Source organism: Novosphingobium pentaromativorans US6-1, assembly GCF_000767465.1.
Lineage (GTDB): Bacteria > Pseudomonadota > Alphaproteobacteria > Sphingomonadales > Sphingomonadaceae > Novosphingobium > Novosphingobium pentaromativorans.
This window is the reverse complement of sequence record NZ_CP009291.1, coordinates 1,656,924-1,669,494: the sequence shown is the minus strand read 5'-3', so window position 1 is coordinate 1,669,494 and position 12,571 is coordinate 1,656,924. Positions and strand designations below refer to the sequence as shown.

The following is a 12,571-nucleotide window of genomic DNA, read 5'->3' as shown; positions in this document are numbered from 1 at the left end:
TCGGTCAGTCCGCGCTACCCGGCGCTTCCCAGCTGTCTTCCACGACCTTACCGGTCATCGCATCCACACCGATCTCATGAATGCGGCCGTTTTCGCTGATGTCGAAAGACCATCGCCAGCCGCCGTCTTCCTTCTCGTACTCAGTCTCGACGATCTGGCCATGGGCGACGACGAGCGCCACGCGGCGCGCTTCGACCTCGCTGACTTTCGGACGGAACGTCTGGGCCTCGGCACGTGGTTCGTCGCGGTCCTGCCCAGCCGCCGCGTATGCGGCCAGCGGGATGGAGAGGGCGGCGAGAGCCACTGCGACACGGGGGGGGAACTTCATCATGTATCTCCACGAATTGCAGCATTGCACGTCACACTTCATGGCTGCTCATACCTTACTTCTGGTGGGAGGTGGGGATACAAATACCCAAACTTGCCCGCACGTCATGCCAGTTTCGCGCTCTTTCCCCAGCCTGTACCGTTCATGTCTTGCCGATCCGCGCCATGATCTCCCGCCCGATCATGGAGAAACTGTCCCATGAGAAGCGGGTGTACATGGTATCTCGCGCAGCGGCTCCAATGCTTGCCAGCCTCCCCGGCTCGCTCAAGGCGAAGCTCAGGGCATCGCCAAGGGAGGCGACGTCTCCCGGATCGACCAGCCATCCGGTCTCGCCTGGTCTAATCGAATAGGGCATTTCCCCAACTCGCGAGCCGATCACGGGCAGACCTGCAGTCATCGCCTCATGCGCGGCAATGCAGAAACCCTCGGCACGGGAAGGTTGCAGATAGAGATTCAGGCCGCTGAGAAAGCCGTACGGCGCATCGGTATAACCCGCAAGCGAAAGCACATCGAGCCCGGCTTGTTTGGCCAGTTCTTCCAGACGTGCGCGCTGCGATCCTTCGCCCGCGATCTCGATCGTGAAGGGCACGGGCGCGGCGAACCCTTCGTTGCGCAGTCTGGCCAGGGCACCGATCAGGACATCATAGCCCTTGGCGGGATGAAGCCGCCCGAGGCTGCCCAGACGCAGCGGCTGTCCCGGTGACCAGGCCGGCGCTTGCGGCATGGCTTCATCAGCAAAGTAGATCGGCCAGGTTGCAAGTCGCTCCGGCGTGACGCCAAGCCGCTCCACCGAGAGGTCAGCAACGGAGCGGGAATCGGCCACCCATACCTGCGCCCGCGATTGCAGGGCGCGCAGCAACCTGCGGTTCCATGGCTTGAGGAACGCGTTGTGCTGCCAGGCGATGACCGGAAGCCCGATAACGGGGCCCAAAAGAAGGCCGAGGATTGTTGCGCGGCTGAGCGAGGTCCACAAATGGGTAGCGCCCCATTCCTTGACCTCGCGGCGCAGCCAGCGTGCAGCGGCAAGGTGATCGCCCGCGCTGCCTTCGCGTATCGCGGGATCGAGGCCCGCCTCGAGCATCGGCGGCAGCGCTCGCCCATCGCGTCGCAACAGGGCGAACACACGCACGTCAGCCCCATTTTCGCGCAGGACGCGCGCAACGGCAGGCACGGGCAGCGCGGCGCCGCCGCCTTCCAGCGAATTGATGACGTAGGCGATACGCGGGCGGGTCATGCCAGCCTGCCGCTGCCGCGCCACGCCAGCACGATGAGGATGAGGCTGGAAACTACCGCCTGGCCCACAGCCTGGAAGCCCGCCCCCATAAGGTCGAAGCGGTGGAGCAGCCAGGGCAGCACAGGCAGGAAGACAAGGCTCGCAAAAAGGTTGGCGGCCATCGACTGCTCTGGATGGCCCAAAGATGCGATAGCCGCGCTGCAGGGCGGACCGACCAGCGCGATGGCCCGCGCCGCCACCAGCACGATCATCACAGTGGCTGCGGCGGCAAAGGCCGGGCCGGCAAGAAGGTTCACGATGAAGTGGGGAAAGAAGGTGACGACAAGCACGACGGGCACCGCTGCCAGCAGGCTGATCCCCGCCACCTTGCCCACGGTCTGGCGCATTTGCCCGGCACTGCCGCCCTCGGCAACGATGTGGGTTAGTTCGGCATAGGCGGTGTTACCAAGGATCTGGGCTGGCTGCGCGATGATCACGGTTGCGCGCTGGGCCACGGCGAAAAGGCCTGCCGATGCAGGGCCAAGCACCCAGCCGACGATCAGCGGCGCAATCCGCCCGGTCAGATCGCGCAAGGTCACATCCAGGTTGCTGGCGATGAGGAACCGCCAGATGCCGGGGTTGTCCCGCCGTACTTCTCCGACTTGCGGCCGCCACAGGCTGGCACCCAGTCGGCGAGAGGCGAACCACAGTCCCATGCCCCACAGCACCGAGAACTCGGCAACGGCAGCCAGAAGCCAGGCGACGAGAAAGGACTTGAGGCCCCAGCCGCAGGCGATCACCAGCACGGCGCCGCCGATGCGCACCAGCGGCTGGACCAGATTGTGCAGGCCGATAAGGTCAAAGCGGCCGATCAGCTGCAGGTAGCCCGATGGCGTGGAGCGGATCGAACCCAGGACTGCAAAGGCGTAGTAGGGCGCGAAGGCCTGCGCCTTGGCCGACCAGCCGAGATGCGGGCCGACAAGCGGCGCCAGCGCCATAGCGGCCAGGATCGCAAGCGCGCCGCCGATCAGTTCGACGCAAGCTCCAAAGCGCAGAAGGCGCGCCATCCGATGGGGCGTCCCGTCGCGATCGGCCTCCGCGCCATAGCGCAGGATCGCCTGCCAGGAAGGAAACTCCACGATGCCACAGACCGTGGTGACATACGCATGGACTAGCACCAGCACGCCGTATTCGGTGGGGCCAAGATAGCGCGTGGCGAGAAGCAGGTAGACGAGGCTGAGCAGGCCGGCGCCGGCCTTGCCACCCAGCACCAGTCCTAATCCCTTGAAGATCCTGCGGATACGACCGTCAGCGCTGGTCGCCGGTGTCGACACTTCATGCTCCCAAATTGCCGCGCCCTGCACGGTCGGGGAGGCTCGGTTAGCAGCAGTCTTTACGCAGGGGTAGAGGCTTGTCCGCGCGGTGCGGATGCGCTCATGTTCCGACCAGCCTCAGATGCGAGCGCGTGGGCTTGCGACCTTGGACGAAGTCGGCAATCGCATTGGCCGCCCGCACCGAGGAGGGCAGTGGCGAAAGATCGAAGCTCTGCGCGAACATTTCTTCCTGCACTGCGCGATAGCGAGTTTCGTGCAGGTCATGTGCGCGAGCAAGTGCACCGGGAAGCTGGCCGGGATCCACGATCACCTCACCCGCCTGCCAGTGCAGGAAGTTCGGATCGCCTTCCCATGCATGACGGTGGGAATTGAGGAAGATGCACGGGCGGGGATTGAGCAGGAACTCGTAGACCTGACTGCTCGCGTCACCGAGATAGATGTCTGCGGCAAGCGTATAGGTCATGTCTGTAGAGGCCCTGCTGCCAAGGTCGAACTGCATGTTGTCGCCGCGCAGGAAGCGCTGGGGAATCGCGCCGGGGCGGTCGATCGTCAGCTTGTCGATGGTGACCACGAAGTTGCGTTCGAACAACATCACGTGCGGCGCGAAGATCAAGCCATGGCGGGGATAGTCGAGAAAGGTGTCCAGAACCTGGATGCCGTGACGATACCACGATGACAGGTGCGGCGAAGGGTGCGGGTTGTAGAGCACGACCTTTTCGCACGTGGGCAGAAAGCGGTGCGCGGGCTTGTCTCGGGCCAGGTCGAACTTGGGATAGCCGACCACGGTGATCGCCTCTGGCGCAAGTCCCGCCTCTTGGATCAGGCGGTCCCGGATTTTCGGCCCCGAACACAATACGTGATCGAACCCGGCGCTGGCCTTGTTGAAGCCGATGGCCCTGTCGCCCGCGCCGTGGCGGGTGTGGATGATGGCAAGGTTGTTCAACCCATAGCGCGACTTGAGCAGCAGGGAGGTCTTTTCGGCCACGACAAGCACATCGAGGCTGTGGAAGAAATCCAGATTGTCGCTATAGATCAGCAGTTTATGGGCCGGGATGATCTTGCCCAGCACCGCATCAAGGCTGCGAGACCAGCCGGATGGATGCAGTTCTACATGTTCGATACGTGTGCCGATGAGGTCGCCGGCGATTCGCCTGACTTCACGGGCCATCGCGTGCGTGGTGGTCGCAACGATGATCTCGCCGTCGAACCCACCATTGGCAAGCGCCATGGCAATGGGCAGGCTATGCCCGACCTGGTGTATCTGATCATGATTGAAGAGAAATCCGATGCGCACATGGGCATGACTCCGCCCCCCCTTTATATCCGCACCTTTTCGGATAAATTTCTTATTCTACTTTATGCTGGCTGACCAAGCGCTCTGCAGATCGGTGAACATATCGAGATGTCTGGCATAAGACTCTCTCTCCGAGCGCATTTACGCTGCATGCCGAACATGGCGCAGACTTTCATAGTGGGCAAACAACTGCGCGAAATGATCTTCATGCGAAATGGGTAGCTCCATCTTGCCAACGGTCCAAGCGCCAGAACAAAAGCGAGAGATCGTACTTGAGAGGTGAATTGAACTCGCGGACTTGAACGTAAGCCCGGCCCCGTCGCGCGCGTGGTCGCTCGCACCACCGCTGTCTGGCACGATAACAGGTGTACCACTGGCGCGAGCCTCGGCGGCGACCATGCAGAAAGTCTCCGCCTCGCAGCCATGGACCAAGGCGTCCGCGCTGGCGAGGATGGTGGCAAATGTTGCCCTGTCGCGCTGGGGTTCGAACAAGCGCACATGAGGATTGCCGCCAATAGCACGCAGCACCGCCAGACGCTCGCGTCCTTCGCCGAAGAGGGCAAGAGCGACAGGGACGGAACGACTTGCTGCGGCTACGGCATCGACCACCATCGGCCAGCGCTTCTCGGGCGCGAGTCTGCCTGCGCCGACCAGAAGGTGAGCGCTATCTGGCAGTCCGCAAGCGGCAAGTAACCTTGCTCGCACCACAGGATCCCGCCTTGCAGCGGAAAAGACCTGTGTCTCGATGCCCAAGGGCTGGACATGGGTGCCAGGAACGCCTCCTTCGTGCAGGCGCCGGGCCAGATCGTTGTTTGCGCAGATCGTCGTATGGAAAGCGGCGCCAAGCGAGCGCAAGTAATCCCAGAAGCGATAAAAGCCCCGATCGATTGTTCGGTGCGTCATCATCCCGCCGAGCCAACGGTAAGCGTAAGCTGACAGCGGATCCGCGTGCATGACGAGGCTGCGGCGCGCCTGCCCCTTCCAGCGTGCAACCATCGCGGCGCTGCGCCATGGCGAGGATGCCTCCACCACGTCGGCACCGATCCTGTCGAGTGCAGCGTGGAGAGCCCTTTCATCGGCGAAATACCAGTACTTGCGGTCGAGAGGGAAACGCGGGGCAGCCAGCGTGATGATGCGTGCGCCGGGGGCGTTCTCAACCAATTCATCACTGTCCCCCGGAGCCAGGATTGTCACGTCATGACCCAGCATAGGCGCAATCCGCAGCTTCTGGTCAATGTAGGTCTTAACCCCGCCGCCATTGGGTGAATAGAAGGCGCAGACATCAACGATCCGCATCGTTACTAGTTTCCCGTTTTTTTTTCAGTTGGAGTATCGCAGCGGAGACATGCCAAGGCCGCGGCGGTAATTAAGTGTGATAGGAACTAGTGTGATCCCGGAACTTGCTACGATGGCGACTTTTTGAGCACTGGGCTTGCTCCAGCCCAGTTTGGGATTGTTCGAAAAACCGATGCCGTCGACGGTCCAGCCAAACTTTCGATTGCCATCGCGATCATGTAGTAGCGAGAGAGCGTAACTGCCGGCGCGGGGTACACGAATGCAAAGACTTACCGCTCCGGTGGCAGGTAACGGCACCTCTACCCGGCGGAAGGTCTTGCCTGCCATGACTAGGACATTGTCATCAGCGAGGAAATCCGTTCCGTTGGCAGGGTATACTTCGAGTTTGAGCTTCCCTTTGCGGTCCTTCAGACCATCGACGGCGACCTGAAAGGCCGGGCCTGTTTCGTTATTCCGGCATTGGCCTTCTGCTTTTCCCAAGTCCGGCGTTGAGGGCATTGCCTGCAGCGGCTGTGCGAGCAGACACGTTATACTTGCCGCGATGGTGAAATGGCTTCGCATCATGCTGGCTTCTCGCCGCGCACAAGATCGCCGATCACCAGCCCTGTTCCCACCAGCAGGTGAACGAGGAGTATTGCAGAGGCCATCATCGTCATCAGTATCGCGATTGAGGTTTCATGACCAAGCGTAAGGACTGCAAGACCCGCGAAGACCACGTCCTTGTTGGGCACGAGGGGCAACCGCGAGATCAGCAACCGCAAGGTCGCAAGAAACAGCCACCAGATGATTGGCACGTCAGGCAGCACCATGTGCCACAGCAAAGCCGACAAAACGGTTGCGACTACAATGCGGGCCAGGTGCATGAAGCTGATGAAGGCAAGTTCGCGACGGTCGAGCGAGAACAGCCGTCGGCGAAAGGCCATGACGGCAATCGAAGTCGCCAACACGGCTACAAGTGAAAAAACAAGTGAGGTATTCTCCATACCAAGCCGGGTGGAGTGCACGATCGGCCAGGTCAGCACTAGCAGCACAAGGGTGATTGCGTTGCCCACCATAGCTGACAGAATGGCGACATCCTTGATCGCAGCGAACGGTGCATTGGTCATTGCGGAATGGCGCCGCGCCCAAGTGTAAAAATATGCTTCTCCGAGGTATCCAAGCAGAAGCTCGTTGCAGACAAGCTTACGCATAAGTGCGCCAAAACCACCTGCCGGCAACGCCCAGAGCTTGTGGAAAATGATCCACTCACTCATCGGTCCGCATAAATAGAATGCCGCGAAGACGAACCAGAACAAGGGCTGGCGCGGCACCATCACGAGAACTTGCTGCATATCCATCCCGCGCAGCGTAAGGATGACAGCCAGAGCGATAAGTCCGGTGAAAGCAAGCGGGAGCGATACGGCACTGCGCAGTCGCGAGAACGTATCCTGGGCCCGCAGTTCGAAGTCAGGCGCCACCGCAGATTCCAAGGTGGCGTGGTCCAATGCAAGGGTCTGGGTCAAGAGAGCACCTGTCCAGCTATTTGACGATGGGAAGGAGAGTTTCGTTCAGGATGGTGTAACCGGCAACGCTTGGGCATGTTCGGATGAGAGTCCCGATTGCACAGTCTGCATCAGGGAAAGATATTGCTCAGCGCCGCGTTCGAGCGTGAAGTTCATGCAAAAGGAGCGGTCTTTCATACCTAATCGGGGGAGCGTGAGGACATCCCGGATTGCCGCTGCAAATCCCTCGTCATCGCCGACAGGAACCATGACGCCGCGGGAGCCATAGCCCAACAGCTCCGACATGCTCATCGAACACTCGGTCGCTATGATGGGCAACCCGGCAGCGATCGCTTCCAGTACGACGGCAGGCACGCCCTCGTAATCCGAAGAAAGCAGCAGGCAGTCAGCCCGTTTCAACCATGCATCGGGACTGGAGAGATGCCCGGTGAACTGCACCCGGTCGCAGATTGCCAATTTTTTTACGAGATTCTCGAGGCACGCACGCTCGGGACCGTCCCCAACGATGGTCAGCCGGTCACCGAAACGGAACGCCTTGGCAAAGGCGCGAATAAGAAGCGGAAAGTTTTTCTGCGGAACCAGCCTGCCGATCGCAATGAAATGGACCGAGGGGCCAAGGTCGCGCTCCCTCTGCATAGCCATCAGGCGTTGAAGCCGTCGTAGCTCCAGCGCCGGATCGGGGACGACGGCGATCTGCTCCGACCGTGCACTCATGAAGCAGGCGATTTCCTCGCGCATGGGTTCCGCCATGCCAACTAGGCGAGCGAAAAACCTTGCCTGCAAGCGCAACCACAGCCGATAGCCGATGCGAAACAGCCAGGGCCTATCGGCCCGCACGAGGTCGTTGCTGATTTTCGCTATAACTGGCGGGCAGCGCGACCCCAGCAGTACACGCATGGCGACGCAGACGATGGCGTAAGTGTTACCTGGGCAGAATAGCACATCGGCTTTGTTGTGCCGCAAATAGACCAGCAGCGACCAGACCATCCAGATTGTCTCGAAGCGCGCGGTTGAAATCGGAAAGGTAATACTGCGATAACGGATCGAGGGGGCCTGATTGCGATCCATTCCTTCGTCGCGGCCCAATACGACTGTCACAGCATGGCCCTTGTCATCCCAAGTCTTAGCCAATCCCAAGCCTACGCGTTCCACCCCTCCGGGTTCGAAACTATGGATTGGCACGACGATGCGAAGCGACTTTGTCATACTTGCAATGACTCCGTCTGATGACGGGACCCACACTTCGCAATAGGATCTTTTTTCAGGGCTACTGAAGCGCCTCGTTCTCCAACAGGTCCGCGTATCGTCCGACGGACCGTCTGCGTGCGAAGGAAACTACCGTCTTCTCGATGCTGTTCAGGATCGAGGTCTTGGTCACGTCCCCGGGATGGACTGCAATACGTACGGTATCGAGTAAATGAAGTCCCTTGCGGGCCAGCGCCGCGAACGCAAGGGATGAGGCCGTCCGTGCCGGGCTGCGACTCGCCCATGTAACTACAGGGCCGAGGGCAAGAGGCTTGTCCGGGAGGCTGGGTTGCCAGACCTTCATGTGGTCCTCGGCCAGTGCGAAGTCGCAGTCAGCAATTGCCCGCATCGCGCCATGGCCATACAGCCAGGCCGGTGCGATGAAGCCAGCAACTGCTTGGCCGGTGATATCCTCAAGCAGATACTTGCCCTCGCTCATGCGCTGAAAAGCCGTCCGGTAATCCAGACCAAGGAACTCGCCTTCGCCAGCGGTCATGTGCCGCGCCTTGAGATTGGCGAGCCCTGTATGGTTGTTCAAATCCTTGTGGAACCAGCCATGCACGAACATTTCAATTCCGGCATCGGACCAACTTCGCAGGCGGCTTCGAAAGGCGGCATCCCCGCCAATCGGCGACTTTCCCCAGTGGTTGGGGACCACCAGCATGGCTAGCCTCGGGCCGCCCAGGATCGGCGTGAGGAGTTCAAGCAGGCGGTCCACTTCGCCTTCGAAGTGTGGAGCGACATCATGGATCGAGACGAGGAGGCGTTTCACTGTAATTCAGAAATTCGCATCAATGCCAAGGCGCAGCGAGCGCGGCCTCGGCGGGGTTTGCTGCGTGCCGCTCGCGAGCGTGAACGGATTTCCGAAGGCAAATGTATTCGCCCGCGAATTGAGCAGGTTGCTGACATCCAGGGTGATCCCCAATAGCGCCCCTTGGAAGCGCAGACCTAACGAGGCATCATAATACCGCCCTTGAGGCAAGTCGAAGGGCGGACGGATCGCAAGCTTGGAGCGGCCAACATAGCGCAGTGCGCCATCGAGAGAAAGGCTGCCGCCTGCGAGACTCCATCGTTGCTTTGCCGCCAAGCGCCAACCTTCGTCTGCGATATTTGGCAAGTCGCGGTCGGTGGCCGCGTCGAAGCCGGCCGCCGGATGAGCAAGATTGCTTCTCGCAAAAAAACCTGACGCTTCGATTACGAAGCCATTATCACTTGCATAGGCCAGACGCGCCGCGATGTTTTGCACGCGACCCGATCCGATGTTGGCGATATATGGCAAACCGTCCTCGCCGATCAAGTCGGCCTGAATGTCATCCCACCAAGCCACTGAACCGACAATGCCCCCGGACAGCCCCGTGCCTTCGCTTGCTCCGAACCGCCATCCCATTTCGAATGTACGTACGTGATCGTGCTCGAAACGGGCAGCCCTGGGCTGCCCTGCATCGTAAACGATTTCCAGGGCGCCAGGGCGATAGCCCTCCTGATAGCGGACATAGACGATCTGGTCCGTGCCAGGAATCCAAGACAGTGCAGCGGTGGGCAGTGCCCGAAACTGGCTGCGGATCGGCTCGTAGTTCTCTATCACTTGCACTCCGGCTGGCTCCCCGGTTTCGCGCACATAGCTAAGCCTTCCGCCGAGCGTGACGGTCAGGTCGGGGACTAGTCCGAGCGTCGCCTCGCCAAACAGAGCGGCGTCGAGGGTCCCGTTGCGCACATCAGAGAGCAGCCCCGGCTCGCTGCTCGGCCCAAGGTAGCGGGTCGTTTGCTCGATGTTGTCGATTGCGCTGAGGCCTGATACCCAGGATCCTTGTGTCCCGAAGGAACCAGTTAACCGGGTTTCGTGCGAGAAAAGCTTGATCTCAATGTCCTCGACGTAGGCCTGCCGCGCATCCGGGAGGCTTGCGCCCGTGACAGGGGGCGTAGCGTCAAACCTGGTGTCGATGGAATGTATCGTGTAGCTGCTGACCGAAACCAGATTGATACCTCCTAAGGAGTGGCGCACCGTAAGCGAGGCTAGCCTGTAGTCGTTGTCGAAAGGCTGCGCGATTGCCGATCGGCGCGCAAGGCTGCCGACGTCGTTTGTGGCATACTGGCCATCACGCGAGGCGAGATCCTGGCCGACCATGCTGAGATCGACCGTCCAATCCGCAGACGGCGTCCAGCGCAAACTGGCACGGATGCCCGTGACCGTGTTGCGGTTCACATCGCGCTGCCTGCGCTGGGCATCGTCGATGTAGCCGCCTTCCTGTGAGGAATAGGCTACCAGACGCAGGGCAAGCCGGTCTCGCTCAAGTGGCAGGTTGAGCACGCCGGCCAAGTCGCCTCCGGGCTTTCCATTCTGTGTGAGATGAACTCCCCCCGAGATACCGAAGCGGGCCGATGACGCATCGGGGATGCGTGGCACGATATGGATAATGCCGCCAAGCGTTCCAGCGCCATAAAGCGTGCCCTGCGGCCCTTCCAGCACTTCTACCTTCGCAACATCATAAAGCAGGAGATCAGGATCGGGCGCGCTGTAGATTAGCCGTGCATCGCCCAAGTACTGGCTTATGGTCGACTGATTGGACCCGTTGAAGCTGGAATCGGCGATGCCGCGAATGAATATCTTGTTGCGGCCCGGGCCAAGGTTGGTCGAAGACAGGGCAGGTATGTGCTGCAGGATCAATGCAGACCCTTGTGCACCGTACCGAGCCGAATCCGATGGTTCCATGGAGACGAACGATATGCTGCTCGGATAGTTGGCCAGCGTCCTGTCCTGTTTCGTGGCAGTGACCACGATTTCGCTGGGCGGGGGCGGTACAGGTGTGACACGTGCCGGCAGTCGCGGACGGTTGCGGGAAGGTCTTGGTGCCTTAAGTATGAGAACGGTTCGCGCGTCGGGGAAGGCAAAGCGGTAGCCGCTGCCTTGCAGCAGACGCGAGAACGCCTGACGTGCAGTGAAGCGACCGCGCAATCCGCTCGATGGCAGCTCATCAAGTGCGGGATCGTTCAGGGCGATCGAGATGCCCGCCTGCTCGGCACAGTCCATAAGTGCATCTGAAAGCCGACCGGAACGAACTACGAAATCACGGGTCTGCGAGCCAGCGGCCGCAATCTGCCCCCATGCCGGGGCGATGGCAAAGGGAGCGGCACACAGCAGCGCGGAAGTGAACGGGATGAGGCAAGCCCGATGCCTAGGGCGAAATCGTCCAGCCATCCGCAGTCTTGTCCACCTTCAGTCCCAGAAGTTGCTCCACGCGGGCTCGCACAGTTTCGTCATCGCCATCGAGTTGGATGATACCCGTGAACGATCGCGTGGATACGTCAGGAGCCAATTCAATGGCAATGCCCAGTGCACGAGAGAGATCAACCGAGACATCTGCGAGCGAGCGGGAGTGATACACGAGTTTGCCATCCACCCAGCTTCCGATCGAAGAAACTGGACGGCTGCCTTCCCTGAGGGTCTGTGCATCGGCATCCAAGGTATCCCCGGCGTTGAGCCGCAATCGAACCTCGCCACTTTCGAATCGCACAGCTCCCTCGGCCACTTCCACGCGAAGCGCGCGCGGCGTCTTGCGCACATTGAACACGGTGCCGACATCAACGATGCGTTGGCCATCCACGTTGAGCGTGAAGGGATGCGTATCGTCATGTTGGACGATGAACCGTGCCTCTCCAGCCAAGAGCTGTGCTGAGCGTGGATCGCGACGGTGCAAGATGAGACGGGTACCGCCATTCACAGCTATGCGCGTGCCGTCTGCCAAAGCGAAGCGGCGCATTTCGCCAGCCCTAGTGGTCACTTCGTAGCTGTCGTCGAACTGCCCGTAACCGAACCAGGCCGTGCCGAAAATGAGTACCAATGAGGCCGCGATGCCCCAGCCTCGGCTGCTGGACCAACCGACTCGGACAGTTTTGATTTCAGGCTGTACATTGTCAGTCTCGCGAACCGCCATTTCGCGGGCAACGCCATCCAGTGCACGGTCAGCATCAGCAATGGCTTCGTAAGCCGCATTATTGCGAGGGTCCGCTTCAAGCCATTCGGCGAAGCGATCCCAGACGTCGTCGTCGTCTTGCGCCAGACGGATATGCCAGGCGATGGCCTCTTCCTCGATCCGAGAGTCATGTATCGCTGTCATGGATTCCTCCCTGAGTGCGGGACCTTTTTGCGGTCGACAAGCGAAACGACCGTCGTATCGAGCCGGGATCGCAGGGAGAGAACAGCTTTGTAGGCACGCTGCAAATGCTTTTCGACTGCACTCAAGCTGATGCCAAGCTCGTGCGCGATGTCCCTTTGAGACTGCCCCTCGATACGATACTGCCGGAAAATCCATGCGGTGCGATCGGGAAGAGTGAGGTGGTCCCGCCTTCCTGTACAGGTTT

General features: G+C 60.5%; 12 protein-coding genes and 1 pseudogene. 1 reads left to right on the top strand and 12 read right to left on the bottom strand.

The window, feature by feature from the left end; translation table 11 throughout:
- Positions 1–4: 4 nt before the first annotated feature.
- From JI59_RS07680 to JI59_RS07665, 4 genes are all read right to left on the bottom strand, one after another.
- Positions 5–328, bottom strand: coding sequence for a PepSY domain-containing protein (locus JI59_RS07680; RefSeq protein ID WP_038577260.1), 324 nt, complete (start codon positions 326–328; stop codon positions 5–7).
- Positions 329–470: 142 nt separating this feature from the next.
- Positions 471–1,562 (bottom strand): glycosyltransferase, encoded by a 1,092-nt coding sequence (locus JI59_RS07675; RefSeq protein ID WP_038577257.1) that lies wholly within the window; start codon positions 1,560–1,562, stop codon positions 471–473.
- Positions 1,559–2,875 (bottom strand): lipopolysaccharide biosynthesis protein, encoded by a 1,317-nt coding sequence (locus JI59_RS07670; protein ID WP_238532534.1) that lies wholly within the window; start codon positions 2,873–2,875, stop codon positions 1,559–1,561. Before JI59_RS07670 ends, JI59_RS07675 begins: the two co-directional genes overlap by 4 nt.
- 100 nt (positions 2,876–2,975) lie before the next feature.
- Positions 2,976–3,944, bottom strand: coding sequence for a hypothetical protein (locus tag JI59_RS07665; protein WP_239000601.1), 969 nt, complete (start codon positions 3,942–3,944; stop codon positions 2,976–2,978).
- Positions 3,945–3,974: 30 nt separating this feature from the next.
- Here JI59_RS07665 and JI59_RS27610 point away from each other — a divergent pair, with 30 nt between their 5' ends.
- Complete coding sequence (locus JI59_RS27610) at positions 3,975–4,244, top strand: hypothetical protein (protein WP_239000600.1); 270 nt, start codon at positions 3,975–3,977, stop codon at positions 4,242–4,244.
- A gap of 66 nt (positions 4,245–4,310) precedes the next feature.
- On the opposite strand, the gene JI59_RS07660 is transcribed toward JI59_RS27610, so the two are convergent.
- From JI59_RS07660 to JI59_RS26145, 8 genes and pseudogenes are all read right to left on the bottom strand, one after another.
- A complete protein-coding gene (locus JI59_RS07660; protein ID WP_007013345.1) occupies positions 4,311–5,465 on the bottom strand; it encodes a glycosyltransferase in 1,155 nt (384 codons plus the stop codon).
- A 24-nt stretch (positions 5,466–5,489) separates the two neighbouring features.
- Positions 5,490–5,963, bottom strand: a complete 474-nt coding sequence (locus tag JI59_RS26150) for a DUF2141 domain-containing protein (RefSeq protein ID WP_238532538.1) — start codon at positions 5,961–5,963, stop codon at positions 5,490–5,492.
- 62 nt (positions 5,964–6,025) lie between these two features.
- Positions 6,026–6,967 (bottom strand): hypothetical protein, encoded by a 942-nt coding sequence (locus JI59_RS07655; protein WP_238532535.1) that lies wholly within the window; start codon positions 6,965–6,967, stop codon positions 6,026–6,028.
- 45 nt (positions 6,968–7,012) lie between these two features.
- Entirely contained in the window at positions 7,013–8,173 is a 1,161-nt protein-coding gene (locus tag JI59_RS07650; RefSeq protein WP_007013347.1) for a glycosyltransferase, read from the bottom strand.
- Positions 8,174–8,234: 61 nt separating this feature from the next.
- On the bottom strand, positions 8,235–8,984 hold the full coding sequence (locus tag JI59_RS07645) for a polysaccharide deacetylase family protein (protein ID WP_007013348.1): 750 nt from the start codon (positions 8,982–8,984) through the stop codon (positions 8,235–8,237).
- 6 nt (positions 8,985–8,990) lie between these two features.
- Positions 8,991–11,240, bottom strand: a complete 2,250-nt coding sequence (locus JI59_RS07640; RefSeq protein WP_081473977.1) for a TonB-dependent receptor — start codon at positions 11,238–11,240, stop codon at positions 8,991–8,993.
- A 145-nt stretch (positions 11,241–11,385) separates the two neighbouring features.
- Positions 11,386–12,327 carry a FecR family protein gene (locus JI59_RS07635; protein ID WP_007013350.1) on the bottom strand — a complete coding sequence of 314 codons (942 nt, stop codon included), beginning with the start codon at positions 12,325–12,327 and terminating at the stop codon, positions 11,386–11,388.
- Positions 12,324–12,530 (bottom strand): annotated as a pseudogene (locus JI59_RS26145) (sigma factor-like helix-turn-helix DNA-binding protein); the annotation flags it as partial. The pseudogene JI59_RS26145 and the gene JI59_RS07635, both read right to left, overlap by 4 nt.
- Positions 12,531–12,571 lie beyond the last annotated feature (41 nt).

Coding starts and splice junctions, on each gene's coding strand:
- JI59_RS07680 (WP_038577260.1), bottom strand. CDS start 328: ATGAAGTTCCCCCCCCGTGTCGCAGTGGCTCTCGCCGCCCTCTCCATC.
- JI59_RS07675 (WP_038577257.1), bottom strand. CDS start 1,562: ATGACCCGCCCGCGTATCGCCTACGTCATCAATTCGCTGGAAGGCGGC.
- JI59_RS27610 (WP_239000600.1), top strand. CDS start 3,975: ATGCAGTTCTACATGTTCGATACGTGTGCCGATGAGGTCGCCGGCGAT.
- JI59_RS07660 (WP_007013345.1), bottom strand. CDS start 5,465: ATGCGGATCGTTGATGTCTGCGCCTTCTATTCACCCAATGGCGGCGGG.
- JI59_RS26150 (WP_238532538.1), bottom strand. CDS start 5,963: ATGCCCTCAACGCCGGACTTGGGAAAAGCAGAAGGCCAATGCCGGAAT.
- JI59_RS07650 (WP_007013347.1), bottom strand. CDS start 8,173: ATGACAAAGTCGCTTCGCATCGTCGTGCCAATCCATAGTTTCGAACCC.
- JI59_RS07640 (WP_081473977.1), bottom strand. CDS start 11,240: ATGGACTGTGCCGAGCAGGCGGGCATCTCGATCGCCCTGAACGATCCC.
- JI59_RS07635 (WP_007013350.1), bottom strand. CDS start 12,327: ATGACAGCGATACATGACTCTCGGATCGAGGAAGAGGCCATCGCCTGG.